The 24,492-nt window shown below is 48.7% G+C and carries 20 protein-coding genes; 13 read left to right on the forward strand and 7 right to left on the reverse strand.

Annotated elements, in window-relative coordinates:
- Position 1 precedes the first annotated feature (1 nt).
- The 4 genes from ACO0LG_RS09730 to dapC all read right to left on the reverse strand — a co-directional run bounded on the left by ACO0LG_RS09730 (position 2) and on the right by dapC (position 3,720).
- A complete protein-coding gene (locus ACO0LG_RS09730; RefSeq protein WP_423025751.1) occupies positions 2 to 373 on the reverse strand; it encodes an ArsC family reductase in 372 nt (123 codons plus the stop codon).
- A gap of 5 nt (positions 374 to 378) precedes the next feature.
- Positions 379 to 1,521 carry a PilT/PilU family type 4a pilus ATPase gene (locus ACO0LG_RS09735; RefSeq protein WP_423025753.1) on the reverse strand — a complete coding sequence of 381 codons (1,143 nt, stop codon included), beginning with the start codon at positions 1,519 to 1,521 and terminating at the stop codon, positions 379 to 381.
- 65 nt (positions 1,522 to 1,586) lie between these two features.
- On the reverse strand, positions 1,587 to 2,414 hold the full coding sequence (gene dapD, locus ACO0LG_RS09740; RefSeq protein WP_423025755.1) for a 2,3,4,5-tetrahydropyridine-2,6-dicarboxylate N-succinyltransferase: 828 nt from the start codon (positions 2,412 to 2,414) through the stop codon (positions 1,587 to 1,589).
- 73 nt (positions 2,415 to 2,487) lie between these two features.
- Positions 2,488 to 3,720 carry a succinyldiaminopimelate transaminase gene (gene dapC, locus ACO0LG_RS09745; protein WP_423025757.1) on the reverse strand — a complete coding sequence of 411 codons (1,233 nt, stop codon included), beginning with the start codon at positions 3,718 to 3,720 and terminating at the stop codon, positions 2,488 to 2,490.
- A 303-nt stretch (positions 3,721 to 4,023) separates the two neighbouring features.
- On the opposite strand from dapC, the gene smc reads away from it, so the two are divergent.
- The 5 genes from smc to def all read left to right on the forward strand — a co-directional run bounded on the left by smc (position 4,024) and on the right by def (position 12,194).
- Positions 4,024 to 7,548 carry a chromosome segregation protein SMC gene (gene smc, locus ACO0LG_RS09750; RefSeq protein ID WP_423025759.1) on the forward strand — a complete coding sequence of 1,175 codons (3,525 nt, stop codon included), beginning with the start codon at positions 4,024 to 4,026 and terminating at the stop codon, positions 7,546 to 7,548.
- Complete coding sequence (locus tag ACO0LG_RS09755; RefSeq protein WP_423025761.1) at positions 7,545 to 8,627, forward strand: cell division protein ZipA C-terminal FtsZ-binding domain-containing protein; 1,083 nt, start codon at positions 7,545 to 7,547, stop codon at positions 8,625 to 8,627. Before smc ends, ACO0LG_RS09755 begins: the two co-directional genes overlap by 4 nt.
- An 11-nt stretch (positions 8,628 to 8,638) precedes the next feature.
- Positions 8,639 to 10,696 (forward strand): NAD-dependent DNA ligase LigA, encoded by a 2,058-nt coding sequence (gene ligA / locus ACO0LG_RS09760; protein WP_423025763.1) that lies wholly within the window; start codon positions 8,639 to 8,641, stop codon positions 10,694 to 10,696.
- Position 10,697: 1 nt separating this feature from the next.
- Positions 10,698 to 11,573 carry a UTP--glucose-1-phosphate uridylyltransferase GalU gene (gene galU / locus ACO0LG_RS09765; protein ID WP_423025765.1) on the forward strand — a complete coding sequence of 292 codons (876 nt, stop codon included), beginning with the start codon at positions 10,698 to 10,700 and terminating at the stop codon, positions 11,571 to 11,573.
- An 87-nt stretch (positions 11,574 to 11,660) separates the two neighbouring features.
- Complete coding sequence (gene def, locus ACO0LG_RS09770; RefSeq protein ID WP_423025767.1) at positions 11,661 to 12,194, forward strand: peptide deformylase; 534 nt, start codon at positions 11,661 to 11,663, stop codon at positions 12,192 to 12,194.
- Between the two features lie 78 nt (positions 12,195 to 12,272).
- On the opposite strand, the gene ACO0LG_RS09775 is transcribed toward def, so the two are convergent.
- The 3 genes from ACO0LG_RS09775 to map form a co-directional block, all read right to left on the reverse strand.
- The gene (locus ACO0LG_RS09775) at positions 12,273 to 13,019 is read right to left on the reverse strand and encodes a pseudouridine synthase (RefSeq protein ID WP_423025769.1); all 747 of its coding nucleotides are present in this window, start codon (positions 13,017 to 13,019) and stop codon (positions 12,273 to 12,275) included.
- A gap of 87 nt (positions 13,020 to 13,106) precedes the next feature.
- On the reverse strand, positions 13,107 to 15,659 hold the full coding sequence (locus ACO0LG_RS09780) for a [protein-PII] uridylyltransferase (protein ID WP_423025771.1): 2,553 nt from the start codon (positions 15,657 to 15,659) through the stop codon (positions 13,107 to 13,109).
- A 12-nt stretch (positions 15,660 to 15,671) separates the two neighbouring features.
- On the reverse strand, positions 15,672 to 16,481 hold the full coding sequence (map, locus tag ACO0LG_RS09785) for a type I methionyl aminopeptidase (protein ID WP_423025773.1): 810 nt from the start codon (positions 16,479 to 16,481) through the stop codon (positions 15,672 to 15,674).
- 394 nt (positions 16,482 to 16,875) lie between these two features.
- Between map and rpsB the strand changes: the two genes are divergently transcribed.
- The 8 genes from rpsB (at position 16,876) to rseP (ending at position 24,442) form a co-directional block, all read left to right on the forward strand.
- The gene (gene rpsB, locus ACO0LG_RS09790) at positions 16,876 to 17,622 is read left to right on the forward strand and encodes a 30S ribosomal protein S2 (RefSeq protein ID WP_186951390.1); all 747 of its coding nucleotides are present in this window, start codon (positions 16,876 to 16,878) and stop codon (positions 17,620 to 17,622) included.
- A gap of 137 nt (positions 17,623 to 17,759) precedes the next feature.
- Positions 17,760 to 18,641 carry a translation elongation factor Ts gene (tsf, locus tag ACO0LG_RS09795; RefSeq protein WP_186951391.1) on the forward strand — a complete coding sequence of 294 codons (882 nt, stop codon included), beginning with the start codon at positions 17,760 to 17,762 and terminating at the stop codon, positions 18,639 to 18,641.
- 246 nt (positions 18,642 to 18,887) lie between these two features.
- On the forward strand, positions 18,888 to 19,604 hold the full coding sequence (gene pyrH, locus ACO0LG_RS09800; protein WP_422949875.1) for a UMP kinase: 717 nt from the start codon (positions 18,888 to 18,890) through the stop codon (positions 19,602 to 19,604).
- Between the two features lie 85 nt (positions 19,605 to 19,689).
- A complete protein-coding gene (gene frr / locus ACO0LG_RS09805) occupies positions 19,690 to 20,250 on the forward strand; it encodes a ribosome recycling factor (RefSeq protein ID WP_186951392.1) in 561 nt (186 codons plus the stop codon).
- 34 nt (positions 20,251 to 20,284) lie between these two features.
- Positions 20,285 to 21,064: an isoprenyl transferase gene (locus ACO0LG_RS09810; RefSeq protein WP_423025776.1), complete on the forward strand. Its 780-nt coding sequence runs from the start codon at positions 20,285 to 20,287 to the stop codon at positions 21,062 to 21,064.
- Positions 21,064 to 21,882 carry a phosphatidate cytidylyltransferase gene (locus ACO0LG_RS09815; RefSeq protein ID WP_423025778.1) on the forward strand — a complete coding sequence of 273 codons (819 nt, stop codon included), beginning with the start codon at positions 21,064 to 21,066 and terminating at the stop codon, positions 21,880 to 21,882. The genes ACO0LG_RS09810 and ACO0LG_RS09815 overlap by 1 nt, the downstream gene beginning before the upstream one ends.
- A 5-nt stretch (positions 21,883 to 21,887) precedes the next feature.
- Entirely contained in the window at positions 21,888 to 23,072 is a 1,185-nt protein-coding gene (gene ispC, locus ACO0LG_RS09820) for a 1-deoxy-D-xylulose-5-phosphate reductoisomerase (RefSeq protein ID WP_423025780.1), read from the forward strand.
- On the forward strand, positions 23,069 to 24,442 hold the full coding sequence (rseP, locus tag ACO0LG_RS09825) for an RIP metalloprotease RseP (RefSeq protein WP_423025782.1): 1,374 nt from the start codon (positions 23,069 to 23,071) through the stop codon (positions 24,440 to 24,442). The genes ispC and rseP overlap by 4 nt, the downstream gene beginning before the upstream one ends.
- The last annotated feature ends 50 nt before the right edge of the window (positions 24,443 to 24,492 follow it).

Genomic DNA, 24,492 nt, shown 5'->3' on the forward strand with positions numbered 1-24,492 from the left:
TTTACTTATGGAAAATGGACTGGTACTGCGGCACGGAAAAACCGACATTGACTTGGGATTTGCCATCATTATCGATTAGCAATACCGGGCGTTTGATGACAGATGGTTTATCCAGCATAAGTGTAATGGCTTGTTCAGTATCTGTGGCAGAGGCTTTTTCTACATCGCTGAGCGCGCGCCAGGTTGTACCTTTGCGGTTAATCAGTACATCCGGGTTTTGATGTTCCAGCCATGTTTCTATGGCGGCACGGTTCAGTCCTTGTTTTTTGAAATCATGGAATTCAAAAGCCAGTTCCTGTTCTTGCAACCAGGTACGGGCTTTTTTTACGGTGTCACAGTTTGGGATACCAAACAAGGTAATGCTTCGCGTCATACTTTTTATACGTTCAGGGTAAATTCTGTGAAAGAAGCTTCTTCTTTGGTTTCTGGTTCTGGTTCTGGTTTTGGAGCAGTAACACTTGCTGCTTCATTGTTCAGCAACCATAACAAGTTATTCGCAGAGTCAGAGTTGGCCAGACCTTCTTCCTGGGTGATCAAGCCTTCCCTGATCAAATGCATGAGGGCGCGTTCAAAAGTTTGCGAGCCAGGCGACAGACTTTTTTCAATCGCTTCCTTGATCTGGAAGATATCACCTTGTTCTATCAGCTCAGCCACATAACGGGTATTGAGCATGATCTCGACCGCAGGCGCGCGGCCACCATCTTTAGCGCGTATCAGGCGCTGGGAGATGATCGCACGTATGGAAGACGACAAATCCAGCAGCAAGGCACTGCGGGTTTCCATAGGGAAGAAACTGATGATACGGTTCAACGCCTGGTAACTATTATTGGCATGCAGAGTCGCTAATACCAGATGGCCAGATTGTGCATAGGCAATCGCTGCCATCATGGTTTCCAGATCACGAATCTCCCCAATCAGGATGCAATCTGGCGCCTGGCGCAGCGAGTTTTTCAACGCTGTTTTCAGACTTTCAGAATCGCTACCAATTTCACGCTGGTTGACGATGGATTTTTTGCTGCGGAACAAAAATTCAATCGGGTCTTCCAGCGTCAGGATATGACCGGTTTTGACTTCATTCCTATGGTCCAGCATGGATGCGATCGTAGTTGACTTGCCTGAGCCGGTAGAACCGACCAGCAAGATCAAGCCACGTTTTTCCATAATCAACTCAGCCAGCACCGGTGGTAAGTGCAAGGTATCTAGTTTTGGGATGTCCCCAGGAACGTAACGGAAAACAGCAGATATCGAACCACGCTGGCGGAAGGCCGAAAGACGGAAACGGCCTATGCCTGGCGCGCCAATGCCGATATTCAGTTCGTTTTTTTCTTCCAGTTCCTCCATGTGCTCAGACTCTACTACTTCACTGAGCAGCGACAGGATGTTTGTCTGATCCATCTTCTGCTGATTGATAGGGAGCAGATTGCCATTGATTTTCAAATGTATGGGCGAATTCATCGCGAAAAACATGTCAGAGGCCTGTTTTTCCTTCATCAATTGAAATAACCTCTCCATCGCTGCCATGATGTGTCCCTAAGCTGAGCTAATTATTAAAAAACAACGTAAAAATGACGCGAAAAAGTACTAAATCAAGCGCCGCGCAACAATTCATTGATGCTTGTTTTGGAGCGTGTTTGTGCATCGACACGTTTCACAATCACTGCGCAATACAGGCTGTATTTGCCATCGGGAGATGGCAAATTGCCGGAAACAACGACTGAACCTGAAGGTACACGGCCATAGCTGACTTCGCCAGTGGCACGGTCGTAAATCTTGGTGGACTGGCCGATATACACCCCCATGGAAATCACGGAATTTTCTTCAACGATCACGCCTTCTACGATTTCTGAACGGGCACCGATAAAGCAATTGTCTTCAATGATAGTAGGATTGGCTTGCATAGGTTCCAATACGCCACCGATGCCAACACCACCAGATAAGTGCACGTTTTTACCAATTTGCGCGCATGAACCGACTGTCGCCCAGGTATCAACCATTGCGCCTTCATCGACATAAGCGCCTATATTGACATAAGAAGGCATCAACACTACGTTTTTGGCAATGAAGCTGCCACGGCGTGCTACTGCCGGTGGCACCACGCGGAAGCCACCTTTGATGAAGTCTTCAGCCGTGTAATTGGCAAACTTGGTTGGTACCTTGTCGAAGAATTGCATATGGTCGCCAGTAGGCATAGTGATATTGTCTTCGAGGCGGAAAGACAGCAATACAGCTTTTTTGACCCATTGATTGACTTGCCAGCTACCTTCTATTTTTTGCGCAACGCGCAGAGTGCCTGCGTCAAGTTCGCTCAAGACATGGGCAACGGCTTCGCGGATTTCTGCAGGTGCAGATTTTGGCGAGAAATTTGTGCGGTCTTCCCAGGCTTGATCAATGATTTGCTGTAATTGTTGAGTCATGTTGAGTGTCTTCAAATGAAAATGTAAAAAATATAAAGCGAAATAATCTTGTGTGTGCTGTCTGGTCGCAGTATCAGACTGGTACTGGCCTAAAATTCTTGCAAAAACTCACTATCCTTTGCGCTGCTTCCAGGCATTCTTCAGGCTCAGCCACCAAAGCCATGCGTATGCGGTTTTGCCCAGGGTTGATGCCATGGGCCTCGCGCGCCAGATAACTGCCGGGTAGCACTGTTACATTATATTCCTCGTAGAGGCGACGGGCGAATTCTGTATCCGACAAACCCAGGGCATCAGGAATTTTCGCCCAAAGGTAAAAGGCAGCGTCAGGCAGCTTCACGTCCAGCACTTCTTGTAGGATGGGTGTGATTTGGGCAAATTTACGTATATATTCGTCGCGATTTTCTTGTACATGTACTTCGTCATTCCAAGCCACGACTGATGCAGCCTGAATGTTCGGGCTCATGGCGCTGCCATGATAAGTCCGGTACAGCAAGAATTTTTTGATGATTTCCGCATCCCCCGCTACGAAACCGGAACGCATGCCAGGTACATTCGAGCGTTTTGACAGACTGGACAAGGTAATCAGGCGTTGATACTCGTTCCTGCCCAGTTCGTGCGCGGCCTGCAGACTACCCAGAGGGGCTTCTTTTTTAAAGTAAATTTCGGAATAGCATTCATCTGCCGCAATGACAAAACCATAACGGTCTGACAGGGTAAATAGTTCTTTCCAGTCATCCAGATCCAATACTGCACCAGTAGGGTTGCCAGGTGAGCAGATATACAGTAGTTGTACGCGCTGCCAGATTGATTCTGGGATGTTCTTGTAGTCCGGTGCAAAATTACGCTCAGGATCAGCATTGGCAAAGTAGGGCTCAGCCCCGGCCAGATAGGCTGCGCCTTCGTAAATCTGATAAAAAGGATTGGGGCATACCACTAATGGCAGCCCATTTTTGCAGTCACTGGGGTCTATGACAGTTTGCGCCAGGGCGAACAGAGCTTCGCGTGAACCGATGACGGGCAAAATCTGGGTTGCTGCATCCAGCGGCAGTATATTGTAGCGACGTCCCAGCCAGGCAGAAATGGAGGTGCGCAGGGCATCTGATCCAGCAGTGGACGGATAACTGGCAAGACCTGCCATATTGTCGACGATGGCATCCTTGATCAAAGCGGGAGTAGGGTGCTTGGGTTCGCCTATGCCTAGGCTGATGGCTGGAAACTTGGAATTTGGCACAACATCGGCAAACAGGCGTTTCAGTTTCTCGAACGGATACGGCTGCAACTTACTGAGGTAGGGATTAAATGTCATTTTTCGAATTGTTGTCGACGCTAAACAGGCTTTTTAGCTTATTTCTCTGGTCTGCTTGATTTTGCTGCTTTTTATTTGTAATCCGTATTATAGCGTCCTGAGGATTCTATAGAGAAAGGCTTTCACCTGTACTTGCGTGAAATACTGATTAATATGTAAATTGTGTCATAAGTTTGAAAACTGAAAATTTTGCTCTTACGATGGTATGATGCAGCGATACAGGAACGCGGCTGGCATTGATGGCCTTGGCATATATACGATACGCGGTAGATTTGACTGCAAAAGATAATAAAATTATATAAAGTGCGATTAACTTCTATTAAATTAGCGGGATTTAAATCTTTTGTAGATCCCACCCATTTTCAGGTTCCTGGCCAACTGGTTGGTGTTGTCGGCCCTAATGGTTGCGGCAAATCCAATATTATTGATGCTGTGCGCTGGGTCTTGGGTGAATCCAAAGCCTCTGAGCTGCGTGGTGAATCCATGCAGGACGTTATCTTTAACGGTTCTACCCACCGCAAACCCGCTGGCCGCTCGTCGGTAGAGCTGGTTTTTGATAACAGCATGGGCAAAGCTGCTGGCCAATGGAGCCAATACGGTGAAATTGCCGTCAAACGTACCTTGACCCGTGATGGTACATCCACGTATTACATTAACGGTCAGCCAGTGCGCCGCCGTGATATCCAGGACATCTTTCTCGGTACCGGTTTGGGGCCGCGCGCCTATGCGATTATCGGTCAGGGTATGATTTCGCGCATCATCGAAGCCCGCCCAGAAGAATTAAGAATTTTCCTTGAAGAAGCTGCCGGTGTTTCCCGCTACAAAGAACGCCGCCGTGAGACGGAAAACCGCATCCATGACACCCACGAGAATCTGGTGCGTGTTGAAGACATCCTGCGCGAATTGAATAACAACCTGGACAGGTTGGGTGCGCAAGCCGTCGTTGCCAATAAATTCCGCGAATTGCAGACAGACCAGGAAGAAAAGCAAAAGCTGCTGTGGTTGCTTCGTAAAAAAGAAGCAGAAAATGAACAAAAAAAGCATTTTGCCGAGATAGAAAAGACCCAGACCGACCTCGAAGAACAAACAGCCAAGCTGCGCCATGTCGAGCTGGAGTTGGAGCAAATGCGCCAGGCGCACTATGCAGTCGGTGACCGTATGCACCAGGCGCAGGGGCATTTGTACCAGACCAATGCCGAGATTGGCAGCCTGGAAGCGCAAATCAAGTTCGTCATCGAATCGCGTAGCCGTTTGCAATCACAATTGCAGTCACTGACTGCGCAACGTGATCAATGGCAAAACCAGAGCCGGCAATTCCAGGATGATTTGTCTGAGGGCGAAATCCATGTCGAAGAGCTGGCCATGCGTGCCGAGCAGGCATTGGAAGTCAGCCAGCAGCAGCAAGACAAGCTGCCCGCAATGGAACAAATTTGGCGTGAGTCGCAATTAAAGACGACAGAATCACGCGCCAAAATCATGCAGATGCAACAGCAGATAGAGCTGGAATCTGCCCATCAGCGCAATGCGTCAAATATCCTGAACACCCTGACAACCCGGCGCGAGCGCCTGATGCAGGAAAAACAGGGCCTGATGTTGCCGGATACGACGCATCTGGACAATCTGTCCATGCAGCTTGAAGAGAAAAAGCAAGTACTGGAAGAGCTCACCATGCAACTGGAGGAGGCGCAAGAGCGCTTGCCTTTGCTGGAAGACGAGCGTAAACAGGCACAGCAACAAGTCAACCAGGATAGCGCTGAATATGCGCAACTGGAAGCTCGTCTGCTGGCCTTGAAGCAATTACAGGAAAAAGTACAAAGTCAGGGCAAGGTGCAGCCATGGCTGGAAAAACACGAATTGAGTGGCTTACCAAAAATCTGGCAGAAATTGCACATCGAAGCTGGCTGGGAAACCGCGCTGGAATCCATTTTGCGCGAGCGAACTGCCGCGCTGGAAATGTCGAATCTTGACTGGGCCAAAGCCTTTTTTGGTGATGCGCCGCCTGCCAAACTGGCTGTGTGCGCTCCCACGATAGTGGTAGAAAGCGTTGCACCTCTGGCTGGTTTCAAGTCCTTCATCGACTTGCTGCAACTCAATGACGCAGGTTTGCGCGGTTTGATGCAGGACTGGTTGCATCAGGTGTATATCGCTGAGGATATTACCTCTGCCTTTATGGACAGGGTTAAATTGCCAGCCGGTGCCTGTTTTATCACCAAACAAGGTCATGTTATTTCCCGCTCAAGTGTGCGCTTTTATGCTGCAGACTCTGAGCAAGATGGCGTGTTGGGACGTCAGCAAGAGATAGAAAACATCACCAAGCAATGTCGTGCCAAGCACATGCTGGCGGACGAGTCCAAGACCCGCGCCGTACGTTCGGAATCTGCTTACACTCAGGCCACGCAGCAATTGCAAGACTTGCGCCAGCGCGTGGGCAGCCTGACGCAGACTACGCATAGTCTGCAAATTGAATTTATGAAATTGTCTGAAGTGCAGGAGCGCTTTAATCAGCGGAGCACGCAGATAGGCACTGACCTGGCAGAAATCGCTGCGCAAGAGAGTGAGCAGCAGCAAATCCGTGCCGAGTCCGAGCAAAAATTTGAGCAACTAGATATGGACCTGGCAGAGTTGCAGGAAGCCCATGAAGAAGGTCAGACCGCTTATCTGGAAAAAGAACAGCAACTGAATGAAGCCAGGCAGCGTTTGCGCGACCTTGAACTGGCTGCGCAAGAAGCTGCCTTTGCAGAAAAATCCCATCGCAGCAAGATGGAGGAGTTACGTCGCAGTATTGCAACGGCACTCGAACAATCTGCACAATTGTTTGCCAGTATGCAACAAGGTCAACTGGAGCTGGAGTCTATGGATGACCAGACTGCACAAGCCGGCTTACAAGATTTGTTGGACAGGCGTAGCTCTCAGGAAGTGGCCTTGGCAAATGCCCGCCACGAACTGGATCAGTTGACACAGCAATTGCGCCATCACGAAGAATCAAAAATGCAGGTGGAGCGCAGCCTGCAACCTCAGCGTGACCGCATCGTCGAATTGCAATTGAAAGAGCAGGCCGCACGTCTGAGCCAGGAACAATTCTCAGAGCAGTTACGCAATTTTGAAGTTGATGAAGAGGTACTGGCGCAAAAATTGCATGATGATCTCAAGCCATCTTATTTACAGGGTGAAGTGACCCGTCTGACCAATGCGATTGCAGCACTCGGTGCAGTGAACATGGCTGCTCTTGACGAGCTGGCGCAGGCAACTGAACGCAAGACTTTCCTGGATGCCCAACATGCTGATCTGACCGAGGCAATCACGACTTTGCAGGATGCCATTCACAAGATTGATATTGAAACACGCGACTTGTTGCAAGATACCTTTGACAAGGTGAATCATCATTTCGCTGAACTTTTCCCGATTTTATTCGGCGGTGGTCAGGCGAAACTGATCATGACTGGTGATGAAATTCTGGATTCTGGTGTGCAAGTCATGGCGCAGCCCCCTGGCAAAAAGAATGCAACCATTCATTTGCTGTCTGGTGGTGAAAAAGCTTTGACGGCAACGGCACTGGTCTTTTCGATGTTCCAGTTGAATCCTGCACCTTTCTGCTTGCTGGATGAAGTTGATGCGCCGCTGGATGACTCAAATACCGAGCGTTTTTGTAACATGGTGAAACGCATGTCGGCAAACACACAATTTTTATTTATCTCCCATAACAAGATTGCGATGGAAATGGCACAACAATTGATTGGTGTCACCATGCAAGAACAGGGGGTTTCACGAATCGTGGCGGTAGATATGGAATCTGCCGTCAATTTTGCTACTGAGGTTCAAGCAGCATGACAGATCTACAAATCAGTTTGTTGGCAATAGGTGGAACGCTGGTAGTCGGCGTCCTTATTTTTAATAAATGGCAAGAATACAAAGCCAAAAAAACCGTTGAAAATGCGTTTGGTGATGGACATGATGATGTCCTTATGAATCCTGATGCACCAGTGGAATCCATAGTCAGGCATGAACCTAGCCTTGATGGCGATGTGCAACCAGCTGAAGATGTGCAACAGCACCATGTGCCCATGCATGCAGATGTAGAGGCTGAAATGGAAGCTCCGGTAGCGATTCAGGATAAAGAATTGCCAGTCGATGAATTGATCGATTGTGTGATTCCACTGGAATTTGAAACACCGGTACGTGGTGAGAAAATCCTCGTGGAAATTGCTGACCTTAAATATGTGGGTAAGAAACCTGTGCATTTCATAGGCCAGAGTCATAGCGGCGAGCGTGATGTAATTGCCGTTGGTGGAGCTTACACTTGCCTGTTTGCCGGCGTGCAGATGGTCAGCCGCAACGGCCCGCTGAATGAATTGGAATACTCTGAATTCATCATGAAATTGCGGGCGATTGCTGACAATCTGAGCGCGCACCCAGATATTCCTGACATGAATAAAGTCATGGTCAACGCTCGCGAACTACATCAATTCGTTGCTGAGCATGACGCACAATTGAGCGTCAATATCACTGCCAATGGTGCGCCATGGGCATTGAATACTTTACTCGCAGCATTGGAGAAAATGGGTTTTGATCAACGGCCTGATGGCCGTTTGATGATGCCTGATGGCGATGGCGGCAGCCTGTTTACTTTGTCCACTAATGTCAGCGTCAGTGAGACCATGACTTCGCGCCTGACCCTGCTGCTGGATGTACCCTGCGTTGCTCCTGCGCGCGACGGCTTTGGTGCCATGGCCGCTTGCGCCCGCTCATTGGCTACCCGCCTCAGCGGTACTGTGGTCGACGATGGCAATCAACCCATCTCCAAACTGGCACTCGATGAGATATCTGGCCAGGTTCATGAATTTTATGCAGCAATGGCAGAGGCGCAGATTCCAGCTGGCTCCTTGCGTGCGCAACGACTATTTAGTTAATTATTGTAGACATGCAGAATGATCTTTTGGATGCTGCCGCCAAGGTAGCAGACACCTCAACAACAGCTGCACACGCAGAACAACTGCGCGCAGAGTTGAACAGGCATGCACATGCCTATTATGTGCTGGATAACCCCAGCGTGCCAGATGCTGAATATGACAGATTGTTTTCAGAGCTTCAGCGACTGGAAGAAGCGCATCCCGAATTAAAAACGCTTGATTCACCCACCAATAGGGTAGGCGGGGTACCTTTGCCAGAATTTGGCCAGGTGCAGCATGCCGTGCCGATGCTGTCGCTAAATAATGGCTTTGAAGATGATGACGTCATCAATTTTGATCGCCGTGCCCGCGAGGGGCTGGATGTTCAAAATGAAATTGTCTACGCGATAGATTTGAAGTTTGATGGCCTGGCCATCAATTTGCGCTATATCGATGGCGTCTTCACACAGGCAGCAACGCGTGGTGATGGTTTTACTGGCGAAGATGTCACTGAAAATATCCGCACCATACGTAGCATCCCGTTACGCTTAAGGGTAGAAAACCCGCCAAAGATACTGGATGTGCGTGGTGAAGTATTGATGTTCAAACGCGATTTTGAAAAACTCAATCAACGCCAGCGAGATGCTGGTGCCAAAGAGTTTGCCAATCCACGTAATGCGGCGGCTGGCAGCCTGCGTCAGCTTGATTCAAAAATTACTGCCCAGCGTAGCCTGCGTTTTTTTGCCTATGGCATAGGTTTACTGGAAGGCATGAGCGTGCCTCTCTCTCATCGTGCCTTGCTGGACTGGTATAAACAGGCAGGCATCCCTGTCTGTGAAGAAAATGCCTTGGTCAGTGGTGCATCTGGTTTACTGGAATTTTACAAGGCGATTCAAACCAGGCGTGACAACCTGGATTATGAGATCGATGGCGTAGTCTATAAAGTCAATGATTTTGCCAGCCAGCAGTCGCTTGGTTTTGTATCCCGCGCGCCACGTTTTGCAATCGCTCACAAATTCCCCGCGCAAGAAGCCTTAACTTCTGTGCTGGATATAGAAGTGCAAGTCGGCAGAACAGGTGCGATTACGCCTGTGGCCAGACTGGCCCCGGTCTTTGTTGGTGGCGTCACTGTAACCAATGCGACTCTGCACAATGAAGAAGAGATACAGCGCAAGGATATACGCATAGGTGATACGGTTTCTGTGCGTCGTGCGGGGGACGTGATACCGGAGGTTGTCGCCAGCATATTGGAAAAACGCCCGGTGGAGTCGCGCCAGTTTGTCATGCCAGTTGAATGTCCGATTTGTGGCTCACCCATACAAAAACCGGAAGATGAAGCGATTGCGCGTTGCAGCGGCGGTTGGATAAAATGTACAGCACAGCGCAAGGGGGGCTTGTCGCATTTTGCTTCACGTAAGGCAATGAATATTGATGGTGTAGGAGAACAGCTCATTGATCAGTTGGTTGACAAGAATGTGGTTACAACTGCAGCAGATTTGTATAAGCTTGGTCTGCGCGCGCTGGTTGAGCTTGACCGTATGGCAGAGAAGTCTGCGCAAAATGTATTGAAAGCGTTGGAAACCTCAAAGCTGACTAGCTTCCCCCGCTTTATATACGCACTGGGTATACGCCACGTTGGTGAATCGACAGCAAAAGATCTGGCAGCGCATTTCGGTAATACGGATGCATTGATGATAGCGACAGAAGAACAATTGCTGAAAGTATCGGATGTTGGCCCTGTGGTTGCCAAGTCGATACTCCGCTTCTTTTCTGATCCGCTTAATGTGGAGCTGGTGGAGCAATTGCTGGCGTCTGGTATACGTTGGACTGAGATAGAAGTGCAGGAAAAAAGTGAGCAGGTATTGGCTGGCAAGACGTTGGTGCTGACAGGAACGTTGCCTACGCTGAGCCGCGACCAGGCGACAGAAATAATAGAAAAAGCCGGTGGTAAGGTATCAGGCTCAGTATCAAAAAAAACCAGTTATCTGGTTGCTGGTGATGATGCAGGAAGCAAGCTGGTGAAAGCGCAAGAATTGGGTTTAACTATTTTGACAGAAGCAGAATTGCTTCAACTTTGCTCCAGGAGCTGAAATGAGAAAAATTAAAAAAGCCGTATTCCCAGTAGCTGGTTTGGGTAGTCGTTTCTTGCCTGCCACGAAGGCACAACCCAAGGAGATGCTGCCTATCGTTGATAAGCCACTCATACAATATGCGGTTGAAGAGGCAGTAGAAGCTGGCATTACTGAAATGGTGTTCATTACCGGCAGGAACAAGCGGGCGATCGAAGATCATTTCGATAAAGCCTATGAACTGGAAAGCGAACTGGAAGCAGCAGGCAAAGAAGCATTGCTGGATCTGGTCAGGAACGTCATCCCCAAGAACATCAATTGCATTTATATCCGTCAGACAGCAGCTCTGGGTTTAGGTCATGCGGTTTTGTGCGCTCGTCCAGTGATTGGTGATGATCCATTTGCAGTCTTGCTGGCGGATGATTTGATGGATGCGGATGTTGGCCAACCTTCTGTCATGGCTCAGATGGCACATCAGTATGAAGCTGAGGGCGGTAGCATTATTGCTGTACAAAACGTACCGCGTGAATTTACCCGCCAATACGGTATCGTCAGTGGTACGCCTTACACCGATAGCCTGGAGAGAGTGCAGGGCATCATTGAAAAACCTATGCCCGATGTTGCTCCGTCTACTCTGGCAGTAGTCGGTCGCTATATTTTGTCTGGCCGTATTTTCACTTATCTGGAAAACCTGGGGAAAGGTTCTGGTGGTGAAATTCAATTGACGGATGGTATTGCTGCCATGCTGAAAGACTTCCCGGTCTATGCTTTCCGGCCGAATGCAACCAGGTATGATTGCGGTTCAAAACTGGGTTATCTGAAAGCCAGTGTTGCACTCGGCTTGAAGCACAAGGAAACCAGTGCGGAGTTCTCTGAATATCTGCAGTCCTTGAAGTAAGTAACATGAAAGCATGGCCAGGCACTATCTGGCCGTGGTTTTAAATATAGCCATCCATTAAATAATTTATACAAAATCTGGTGCACCATGATTCATCCTATCCTGAAAATGGGCGACCCACGATTGTTACGAGTTGCCGAACAAGTTACAGCGTTTAATACTCCAGAATTGCATGAGCTCATCAAGGATATGTTCGAGACCATGATTGCCGCCAATGGCGCTGGTTTGGCAGCGCCGCAAATTGGCGTGAATTTACAACTGGTGATTTTTGGTTTCAAGAACAATCCGCGCTATCCTGATGCGCCTGTAGTTCCAGAGACTGTACTCATTAATCCAATTTTGACACCTTTGTCTGAAGAGACGGATGATGCATGGGAAGGATGTTTATCAGTGCCAGGCATGCGTGGCCTGGTACCGCGCTGGAGTGCATTGCGTTATGAGGGCTATGACCAGTTCGGTGTGCGCATCTCACGCGAAGTAGATGACTTCCATGCCCGCGTCGTACAACATGAGTGTGATCATCTGAATGGGATTTTGTATCCAATGCGCATACGTGATCTGACACAATTTGGTTTTACTGAAGTCTTGTTCCCGGAGTTGTATCCAAACGACGACGAATGAATCGATTGAATCTTCAGTATCAAAAACAAAAGGGCAAGAATCTACATTCTTGCCCTTTTGTTTTTTGAAGAGTGCAAATTAGAATTGCTCATCTTCGCGGAGGTAACGCCATTGGCCCTCTGGCAATTTACCCAGCTTGATCTTGCCTATGCGCACGCGCTTCAGTCCTATGACTCTCAAGCCCACCATTTCACACATACGCCTGATCTGGCGCTTTTTGCCTTCACGCAGGATGAAATTCAACTGATCTTCATTTTGCCAGGTGACTTTGGCAGGCAAGAGTTTCTTGCCATCGAGTGACAAGCCATGATTCAGGCGACGCAGTTCTGCATCTGGCAAACGTCCTGGCTTGCTATATTGCACCCGCACCAGATATTCCTTTTCCACCACAGTAGTTTCGCCTATCAGGTGTTTGGCGATGCGGCCATCCTGGGTTAGCACCAGCAAACCGACTGAATCGATATCCAGGCGGCCAGCGGGCACCAGGCTGCGCAATTGGGTAGGGTGGAACTGGGTATCAACCTCATCTTCTGCCCAGCGGTTTTCTGGTTTGATCAGGGCGATTGCCGGTGTATAACCATCTTCAGCCTGGCCACTGACGAAACCGACGGGTTTGTTGATGAGGACTGTCACGCGTTTCGATTGTTCTGCGGCGGCTTGTCTTTCCACCGTCACCTTCTGGTGAGGCAATACCTTGCTGCCCAGTTCTGAGATGACATTGCCGTCAACCCTAACCCAGCCGCGTGCTATCCATTCATCGGCCTCACGGCGGGAGCAAAGACCAAGTTCGGACATGCGTTTGGAGAGTCTTACAAGTTCAGTCATGATGCTTTTAGAGTAGTCTTGCCTGAGTCTGGTTGCGGATCAGGCAAGAGTGTTGATTATTCGGTTGTAGTATTGCGTTGTCAGCGTTTAAATTCTCAGCGCATCCAGCAAGTCGGTTTCAAACTGTATCTGGCTGCGGGCGCCTTGCAAAGCCTGGCCATCGACGATGAAAACGTCTTCCACCCTTTCGCCCAGGGTCATGATCTTTGCAGTATGTAAATTGATTTTATATTTGGTTAGTATATTTGCCACGGCATACAACAAGCCATTTCTGTCATTCGCAGAGATAGACAATAAATAATACTGGCCGCGATCATCTGGCCGCAAATCGACTGTAGGCACGATAGGGAAAGTACGTGACATGCGCGACAAACGTCCACGGTTAGGTGGAGAAAGAGGTGTCTGGCGTGTCAGAATCTCTGTTAGCTCGTGCTCTATCAAATTAATGATGTCACGGTAATTATTTGCAAAAGCAGGCTCTATCACCAGGAAAGTATCAAGGGCATAGCCGTTTTTGCTAGTATGGATTTTTGCATCAAGAATACCAAAATTCTTGCCATCAAAATAATTGCAGATGCGTGCAAACAGGTCGGGCTGGTCTTTGACATAGACAGTGATTTGCAAGCCTTCACCTATGGGTGATAGGCGACATTTCACCACCGGTGCCTGACTGTCTATGCGGTCATGCAAGGCGCGCGTTTGCCAGGCGATATCAGAGGAGTCGTGACGCAAGAAATACGCGACATCAAGTTGCTGCCAGAATTTTTCATGCGCATCAGGTGCCAGACCATACAGGCGCAAGGCTTTTAAGGCTTCTTCCTGACGATTCTTTAACTCCCTGTCCTTGCTCGGCGTTTCACCACCCAGTACACGCAGTGTCATGCGGTACAAATCTTCCAGCAGCTTGCCTTTCCAGGCATTCCATACTTTGGGGCTGGTACCGCGGATATCAGAGACTGTGAGTAAATACAGCGCGGTCAAATGGCGTTCATCCCTGACCAGATTGGCAAAATTCTGCACCACGTCTGGATCAGATAAATCCTGTTTTTGCGCCACATGCGACATGGTCAGGTGTTTTTCCACCAGGAAGATAATCAACTCGGTATTGGCTTTGCTCAAACCATGGTCGTAGCAGAATTTTTTTGCATCTGCCATGCCCAATAGCGAATGATCACCACCGCGCCCCTTGGCTATATCATGGAATAAAGCTGCGATATACAAAACCCAGGGCTGATTGAAATTCGCCATCAACTGGCTGCAAAATGAGTACTCATGCGCATGCTCGGGCATGGTGAAGCGGCGCAAATTGCGTACAACCATGAGGATATGCTGGTCTACCGTGTAGGCATGAAACAGATCATGTTGCATCTGCCCTATGATGCGGCGGAAATTGGGCAGGTAGCGACCCAATATGCTCATCTGATTCATGCGGCGCAAGGCATGGGTAATCCCTTGCGGCGATTGCAGAATTTGCAGAAATAGCGAGCGATTGAAAATGTCATGGCGGAATTCAGCATCAATCAATAACCGCGCATGCCACAGGGCGCGCAAGGTTCTGGCCGTCATGCCTTTGAGTTCAGTGTGCCTGGCCATGACCAGAAATATTTCCAGTATGGTCGATGGGTTGGCTTCAAAGGTGTCATCTCTGGCGATATCGATGAAGCCGTTTACTTCATTGAAGTGTTCATTAATAGGGCGGGGCACTGAAGGCTGTGGAAATAAAACGGCTTCTATGTTTTGCAGTAACACGGTATTTAGCTGGGTGACTGCCTTGGCTGCCCAGTAATAGCGCTGCATCAGGTGCTCGCTGGCACGCCTTGACTCTGTGGTCTTGAACCCAAATGTTTCTGCTATTGCTGTCTGCACATCGAAAATCAGGCGATCTTCACGGCGTCCTGCATAAATATGCAGTCGTATGCGAATATCCTTGAAGGCGCGCTCATTGCGTTTCAACTGCCGGGCTTCAACATCGGTGATCAGTCCGCGCTCTGCCAGTTCGCGCCAGGAATTGCCAAGATTGGCCGCCTTAGCCACCCAGAGTATGACTTGCAAATCCCTCAGCCCGCCCGGGCTTTCCTTGCAATTGGGTTCCAGGCTATACGGTGTATCTTCATATTTGACGTGACGCTGCTGCAGTTCCAGCAATTTTTCCTGGAAAAATTTTTGCGGATGCATGGCTTCCGCATAGTGCTGCTGCATTTCCTTGAATAATTTGCGGCTGCCTGTTACCAGGCGCGCTTCCAGTAAACTCGTTTGCACGGTGATATCGGCTGCAGATTCTTGCAAACATTCATCAATGGTACGTATACTATGACCAATATCGAGGCCTATATCCCAGAATAGCTGCACCAGTTTTTCCAGCTTGTCGCGCAAGACGGCGTCTGGCCTTTGCTGCAACAAAATCAGTACATCAACGTCGGAGTAGGGGAATAATTCGCCGCGGCCATAACCACCAACAGCGACCAGCGCCGCTTCTTTCGGGAAATCAAAATGACGCCAGATTTTGCTGAGCTGCTGATCTACATTCCGGCACAAATCATGTAGCAGTTGTTCTGCCTTATGATTTTCCTTAAACGCATTGATGACGATCAGTTGCGCTGATTTCAGTTCTTCCTTGAAAGAGAGTGCCGGTGTCTGCATGTGGCCAGGGTCTTAAGCGAGTTTGATGAATTCCGGAATAGGTGGGTAACCTGCCGACAAAGTCAGCACTTCATAGCCGGTTTCCGTCACCAGCACAGTATGTTCCCATTGTGCCGACAAACTACGGTCCTTGGTCTTGATGGTCCAGCCATCAGGCATTTCCTTGATGTCGCGGCGACCAGCATTGACCATGGGTTCTACTGTAAAAATCATGCCTGGTAACAGCTTTTCCATGGTGCCCGGTTTGCCATAATGCATGACTTGAGGTGCTTCATGGAATATCTTGCCTATGCCGTGACCGCAAAATTCACGTACGATGCTGTAACCCGCACGTTCAGCGTGCTGTTGAATAACATGACCAATGTCCCCCAAATGTGCGCCAGGTTTGATTTTATCGATGCCCAGCCACATGCATTCATAAGTAATAGCATTCAGACGCTTGGACAAGATAGATGGCTCGCCCAGCAGGAACATACGGCTGGTATCACCATGATAGCCATTTTTGATAACGGTAATGTCCAGATTGACTGAGTCGCCATCTTTCAAGACCTTGTCGCCAGGAATGCCGTGGCAGATAACATCGTTGACCGATGTGCAAATGGCTTTGGGATAAGGTGTGTAGCCTGGCGGGCAGTAATTCAGTGGGGCAGGGATGGTGTCTTGCACATTGGTCATGAATTCATGGCAAAGGCGATCGAGCTCACCAGTACTCACACCGACTTTGACAAATGGCGTGATGTAATCAAGGACTTCCGAAGCCAGTTTGCCGGCAATGCGCATGCCGGCGATATCTTCCGGCGTCTTTATAGTGATAGCTTCCATACGTTTTCTTGTCGTTTGCCAAGACTTGCGTAGCGAACAGATGACATAGACCAGGCATTTTGCCGGCGCTGCCAGGTTCGCTGACCAGCTAAAGTCTTGGGCTGAGTAAAATTGCGAAAGTGTTGCAGAACCGGAATTATAGTCTATGAAAGGCTGTGCCGCATTGCCCTGACAGTACTACTGTACTGGCTTCTTGTTCGGAGCACTTGAGGAAAATACTGTTTTTATAGTAGAATAGATGGTTAGCTTGTAGATGTATAGAAATGCGGTACTTGCTAATTTATATTTTATCAATCGAATCCGGTCGAAAAGGGTGTCTTGCAGCGTTAAGCTTAGGTAACTATTAAGCCGCTCAGATCACTGGCTGGATTCAAGACCTAACCCTGGAGTTATTATGTCTGTAACAATGCGTGAAATGCTCGAAGCCGGCGTGCACTTTGGCCACCAAACTCGTTTTTGGAATCCAAAAATGGCACCGTACATCTTCGGCCATCGCAACAAGATTCATATCGTCAACCTGGAAAAAACTCTGGCAATGTACCAGGACGCGATGAAGTACATCCGTCAATTGTCTTCCAATCGCGGCACAGTGTTGCTGGTTGGTACCAAGCGTCAATCCCGTGACATCATCGCAGCAGAAGCACAACGTGCTGGCATGCCTTTCGTTGATCAACGCTGGTTGGGCGGTATGTTGACTAACTTCAAAACAGTCAAAACATCCATCAAGCGCTTGAAAGACATGGAAGCTTCCATTGAAGACGGTTCTGTTGAGAAACTGTCCAAAAAAGAAGCTTTGATGTTCCAGCGCGAAATGATCAAGCTGCAAAAATCCATCGGTGGTATCAAGGATATGGGCGGCATTCCTGACGCAATTTTCGTAGTTGACGTTGGCTACCACAAAGGTGCGATCACTGAAGCGGCGAAACTGGGTATCCCGGTTATCGGCGTGGTTGATACTAACCACTCCCCAGAAGGTGTTGCATACATCATCCCAGGCAATGATGATTCCTCCAAAGCAATCGCTTTGTATGCTCGCGGTGTTGCCGACTCCATCCTGGAAGGCCGTGCAAACGCAGTGAACGAAGTTTTGGAAGCTGTTAAGCCAGGTTCTGATGAGTTTGTAGAAGTAGAACAAGCTTAATTGCCTGTTCTGGCACATGGTTTCAAGCCGCCTATGGCGGCTTGAAACAAAAAATGGGGCAACAGTCGTTCGCCCTTTTTTTTAAACAAAATTTGATATCGGTGTTTTTTTAAACACCTTTGAACTAGGAGAATGACATGGCAGCGATTACAGCAGCTTTGGTAGGTGCACTGCGCGCAAAAACAGATGCGCCAATGATGGAATGCAAAAAAGCGCTGACAGAAGCAGAAGGCGATATGGACCGTGCGGAAGAGATTCTGCGTGTAAAACTGGGTAGCAAAGCTTCTAAAGCATCTTCCCGCATTACTGCAGAAGGTGTTGTCGCATCTCACATCGCTGGTAATGTTGGTTCCCTGATCGAAGTTAACTGCGAAACAGACTTCGTGACCAAGAATGATGATTTCCTGGCGCTGGCAAATACTTGTGCAAAACTGATCGCTGAGCACAATCCTGCTGATATCGCAGCATTAGGTGCGTTGCCACTGGATGGCAAAACAGTTGAAGAAGTGCGCGCAGCACTGGTTGGTAAAATCGGCGAAAACATGTCTTTCCGTCGTTTTGTTCGCTTTGATACAACTGCCAAGCTGGTTTCTTACCTGCACGGCACACGTATCGGCGTGGTCGTTGAATTTGACGGTGCGGATGAGCAAGTTGGTAAAGACGTAGCGATGCATATCGCTGCGATGAAGCCAGTCTCCTTGTCTTCTGACCAGGTGCCCGCTGATCTGATCGAAAAAGAGCGCTCTGTAGCGGCTCTGAAGGCAGCAGAATCTGGCAAGCCAGCAGAGATCGTTGAAAAAATGGTTGAAGGTTCCGTACAGAAATTCCTGAAGGAAGTTTCTTTGCTGAATCAAACATTCGTTAAGAATGACAAGCAAACAGTTGAGCAGATGTTGAAATCTGTTAATACAACTGTCAAGGCATTCACTATGTTTGTAGTTGGTGAAGGCATTGAGAAGAAGCAAGATGACTTCGCCGCAGAAGTGGCCGCGCAAGTGGCTGCAGCAAAACAAGCGTAATTGCCGAAATAAAAAAACGGGCCGAAAGGCCCGTTTTTTTAAATCCAGCGATTGTAAGTATTTGTGTCTGAGCATCAAATTTAGGTATTCAGGTGTAAATATGAGCGGATGGTGCTCCATTTGCTTTGTATATTGCCTGGCCGGGCTAGTTTACAAATCAAATGGTCATTGAAGCGCCTTATCCAGGTTGCTTCATCCAGTACGCATTTCTTTTAAACTATTTAAACTACCAGAAGGAGTCCTATCATGACAAAACCTGCTTACAAGCGTGTGCTCTTGAAGCTCTCTGGCGAAGCCCTGATGGGCGATGATCCGTTTGGCATTAACCGTGCGACGATAGAGCGCATGGTGGCTGATGTGGCCGAAGTATCAAGAATGGGCGTAGAGTTGGCCATCGTTATCGGTGGTGGTAACATTTTCCGTGGTGTTGCGCCTGGTGCGCAAGGCATGGACAGGGCTACTGCTGACTACATGGGTATGTTGGCGACAGTCATGAATGCACTGGCATTGTCGGATGCAATGCGTCAGGTTGGTTTGACTTCACGCGTCATGTCAGCTATCGCCATTGATCAGGTCGTTGAGCCTTATGTACGCCCTAAAGCCTTGCAATACCTTGAAGAAGGCAAAGTCATTGTATTTGCTGCAGGTACTGGCAATCCTTTCTTTACTACCGATACAGCCGCTGCTTTGCGCGGTTCAGAAATTGGCGCTGAAATCGTCTTGAAGGCAACCAAGGTTGATGGTGTGTATACGGCCGATCCTAAAAAAGATCCTGCAGCAACGCGTTATACGACGATTTCATTTGACGAAGCCATTGCCCGTCACCTGCAAGTCATGGATGCGACTGCCTTTGCGCTTTGCCGCGATCAGAAGCTGCCTATCAAGGTATTTTCCATCATTAAACCGGGTGCATTGAAGAATGTCATTCTGGGGGGAGACGAAGGCACCTTAGTGCACGTATAATCCTGCACTTTGGATTGTTTCATATTAATTCGGCAAGGAGCGCGGCAAGGCCCGCCGCTCATGCCAAGATGTACAGGAGAGCGCTATGAGCGTAGCAGAGATTAAAAAAAGTTCTGATCAGCGTATGCAAAAGTCCATTGAGACTTTGAAAGCTGATTTGTCTAAAGTCCGTACTGGCCGTGCCCACACCGGCATTCTGGATCATGTCCAGGTTGATTATTACGGCACACCTACCCACATTACCCAGGTTGCCAACGTGACTTTGATTGATGCGCGCACGATTGGTGTGCAGCCTTGGGAAAAGAAAATGCTGGGTGCGATTGAAAAAGCCATCCGTGATGCAGATTTGGGTTTGAACCCATCATCCCAGGGTGAGCTGATTCGTGTACCAACCCCGCCGTTGACAGAAGAACGCCGCAAGGAAATGGTCAAGCTGGTCAAGACGGAGGGCGAAAGTGCCAAGATCGCGATACGTAATATTCGTCGTGACTCTAATGAATCGTTGAAGAAGTTGCTGAAAGAAAAAGAATGCTCGGAAGATGATGAGCGTCGTGCACAAGATGATATCCAGAAGTTGACAGACAAGTTTGTTGCCGAAGTGGACAAGCTGCTGGCTGACAAAGAAAAAGAAGTGTTGACAGTATAGTCGTCGCCCGCGTATCAACACATTCTGGATTTACATGACCCATACAAGTTCCACCAAGGAAATTCCGGCAGTTGGCGCAATTCCTCAACATATCGCAATTATTATGGACGGCAACGGGCGCTGGGCGACCAAGCGCTTTTTGCCCCGTGTCGCCGGGCATGTAAAGGGCGTTGAGGCGGTCAGGGGTATTGTCGAAGCCTGTGCCCGCCGCGGCGTTTCTTATCTGACCTTTTTTGCCTTCAGCTCAGAAAACTGGCGCCGTCCTGCCGAAGAAGTTTCATTATTGATGCGTTTGTTTGTGACCGCTCTTGAAAAAGAAGTGGCGAAAATGCACGCTAATAATATACGTCTGAAGGTGGTTGGAGACCTCACGCGCTTTGACCCGCAATTGCAGAAAATGATAGCTGCTGCAGAGCAAAAAACTGCCGATAATCAAGGCTTGACTGTGACCATCTGCGCCAATTACGGCGGGCGCTGGGACATCATGCAAGCCATGAACCACTTGCAAAAAGAGCGGGTAGCAGCAGGGCAAACTGATCAGGAAATAACAGAAGACCAGCTTGCAGCCTATCTGTCGATGGCTTATGCGCCTGAGCCGGATCTGTTTATCCGTACCGGCGGTGAAACACGCATTTCCAATTTCCTGCTCTGGCAACTGGCGTATAGTGAGCTGTATTTTACGGATACGTTCTGGCCTGATTTTGATGCAGCTGCTCTGGACTTGTCTATATTATCATATCAAAACCGCGAACGTCGCTTTGGACGTACCAGCGCGCAAGTAACCGAACAATCTGCCCAGCAAGAAAGCAAGTAATGCTTAAAACCCGTGTCCTGACTGCTCTGGTTCTGCTGGCCATTTTGCTGCCAGTACTGTATTCGGCTAATTTTTATGCTTTCGCTGTATTGGCGGTCGCTTTTTTTGCTGCTGCGATGTGGGAATGTCAGCGACTGTTTAAAAAGCCTGGCCCCATCATCATGGCAGTGCTGTGGGTAGGCTTGCTGGTGTATTGTTTATTCCATCTGACAGATTTTTCCTATCCCTTGTTATTTGCGCTGAGTACGGCATTTTGGGCTTTCAGATTGGTTCCTACGCTGGCAAGAGGCTTGCCTGAGACGCATAATTTTTCCAGCGGCATGCTGAGTACCTTGTATGGCATCAGCATTTTTGCCTGCTTCGTGGCGATTGCTGTTTTCTTTAAGCAATCACCAATGTATCTGTTTTCTGTCATGTCCATCGTCTGGATTGCTGATATTGGCGCCTATTTTTCTGGCAAAACTTTCGGCAAGCGTAAACTGGCGCCAACAATTTCTCCCGGTAAATCGTGGGAGGGGGCTATCGGCGGCTGGATCTGCGTACTGGCACTGGCGACAGCGACCAGCTTTATTCCCGCTTTGGAAAATACTTTCACTGCGCAATTAGTTGCCAGAAAAGGCTGGCTTATCTTTGTTGGTGCCATGACTTTGATTACTGCGGCCAGCGTAGTGGGCGATCTGTTTGAATCTTCATTGAAACGCCGTGTCGGTATGAAAGACAGTAGCAACCTCTTGCCCGGGCATGGTGGTGTACTCGACAGGATAGATGCATTGATACCAGTGCTTCCCCTGGCAGCTCTGGTCGATTTGTGGCGATAAAATACATGCAGAAAAAACAGCAGCTTTGCATCTTAGGTTCTACCGGCTCCATAGGCGTATCGACTTTGGATGTGGTCGCACGTCATCCTGAGCGCTATGGCGTTTTTGCTTTGACTGCACATACCCAGGTAAAAAAACTGGCTCAGCAATGCGCGCAGTTTTTACCTCAGGTTGCAGTGGTTGGTAATGCGAAGGCTGCTGATGAACTGGCGATTCTGTTAAAAGAATTAAATTTGTCTCAAATTCAGATATTGTCTGGCCCTGAGGCCTTGTGTGCCGTTGCCAGTGCAAATGAATGCGATAGCGTGATGGCAGCCATTGTTGGTGCGGCCGGTTTGCCTGCGTCTTTGGCTGCTGCAAAGGCAGGTAAAAAAGTCTTGCTGGCGAACAAAGAAGCACTAGTTATGTCTGGTCAGCTGTTTATCGATGCCATCAAAGACAGCGGCGCTGCTTTACTACCCATTGATAGTGAGCATAATGCCATTTTTCAATGCTTGCCTGGCAACTATAACCGTCAACCTGGCCAGCATGGTATATACAAGATATTATTGACCGCCTCTGGCGGGCCGTTCTTGAACAGGGATGTCAATACCCTGGATGATGTCACGCCTGAACAAGCCGTGGCTCACCCCAACTGGGTCATGGGTCGTAAAATCTCGGTCGATTCAGCGACGATGATGAACAAGGGGCTGGAGGTCATCGAGGCGCACTGGCTGTTTGCTACGCCGGCAGAGCAGATTGAGGTGGTGATCCATCCACAAAGTGTGATTCATTCCATGGTGTCTTATATGGATGGTTCAGTGATAGCGCAAATGGGCAACCCTGACATGCGCATCCCTATCGCTTACGGTATGGCCTATCCTGAACGCATAGACTCAGGAGTCGCACCTTTGGATCTGTTGAAGGTCGCCAGCCTGAATTTTATCAAGCCAGATTTCCAGCGTTTCCCATGCTTGCAACTGGCCTATGATGCTCTAAAAGAGGGGAAGTCTGCCGCAACCATATTGAACGCAAGTAATGAAATCGCTGTCCAAGCGTTTTTGGACAAGAGAATAGGCTTCCGCATGATCAATCAGGTTATAGACTATACGCTGAGCAAACTTGCTGCTAGCGAGACGCCGGACTTGGAAAGCATACTTGCCTGCGATACTGAAGCACGCCGGGTTGCAGAGGCGATGATCTCCTTATGACATGGCTACAAAACGCACTGGCCTTTCTGGTGACCCTGGGCATACTGGTCACTATCCATGAATTTGGACACTATATTGTTGCACGCTGGTGCGGTGTCAAAGTTCTGCGTTTTTCCCTGGGGATGGGGAAAGTCATCTACTCCAAGCGCTTGGGTAAAGACCAGACGGAATGGGCCATTTCCCTCTTGCCACTAGGCGGTTACGTCAAAATGCTGGACGCCCGTGAGATCGGTGCAGAAAAAATCGCCCCAAATGAACTATCCCGCGAATTTTGCCAGCAATCGGTCTGGAAGCGTATAGCTATCGTGGCTGCGGGCCCTTTGGCCAATTTTTTATTGGCGATTTTCCTTTATACCGCTTTGTTTGTCCATGGTGTGCCAGAAGCAGTTTCCAAAGTACGCGTAGCATCAGAGGCCTCTATCGCTTATAAAGCGGGATTGCGCTATGGTGACCTGGTTACTTCTATCAATGGTGAGCAAATACAAAGCTGGTCAGAGTTCCGCTGGAAAATGATGCAGGCCGGTGTCAGTAGGCGTAATCCAGTACTTGAAGTACAGCATGCCAATACTGGCAACATTAGTAGTAACGCACCAATTTCTGTAGAAATCCCACTTCAACAACTAAGTTCAAGTGAAGTTGATGCTGATATTTTGCAGCATATTGGCTTGAGTCTTGCTGGAAGCAGTGAAGTTATACTGGAGGAATTTTTGCCGGATAGTCCCGCGAAGCAGGCAGGTTTGCAGGTTGGCGACCGTATTCTGGCAATAGGACAGAAAACCTTGCTTGATATAATAGATTTCCGGCAAATCGTCAACGCTAATCCTGATAAGCCGTTGAGGTTGATGGTGCAAAGGAATGGCAGCAAATTTGAGGTGGAAGTCACACCTGTCAGTCAGGAAGTAAGCGGGCAGACAGTGGGATTGATGAAAGTGAAATTGCAGCCTATGGTTCCGGAAATGACGGTGGTACAGGCTAACCTGCCACAGGCATTTGTCAAGTCTGTTGAAAAAACCTGGGATACCAGCATCTTCAGCCTGAAAATGATGGGGAAAATGCTGACGGGTAGTGTTTCTCTGAAGCATATAACCGGACCTTTGACCATCGCTGATTATGCCGGGCAAACCTCCAGAACTGGCATGATTGTCTATCTTGGCTTCATTGCGGTGATCAGTATTAGCCTTGGCGTGATGAATTTACTACCAATACCCGTTTTGGATGGGGGGCATTTGTTGTATTATTCGCTGGAAGTTTTGACTGGGAAACCTTTGCAGGACCGTTATGTCGAAATGGGGCAGCGTGCCGGATTTTTTTTGTTATTGACGATGATGGCAATAGCTTTTTTTAATGACATTGCCCGACTAATGTCATAATAGCTGGCTTGATGACAGAAACTCATTTTAGATAGCAATATTGAGAGTAT

Origin of the sequence: Undibacterium sp. Ji42W, assembly GCF_049340405.1 — a bacterium.
In the GTDB taxonomy this organism is placed as follows: Bacteria; Pseudomonadota; Gammaproteobacteria; order Burkholderiales; family Burkholderiaceae_D; genus Undibacterium.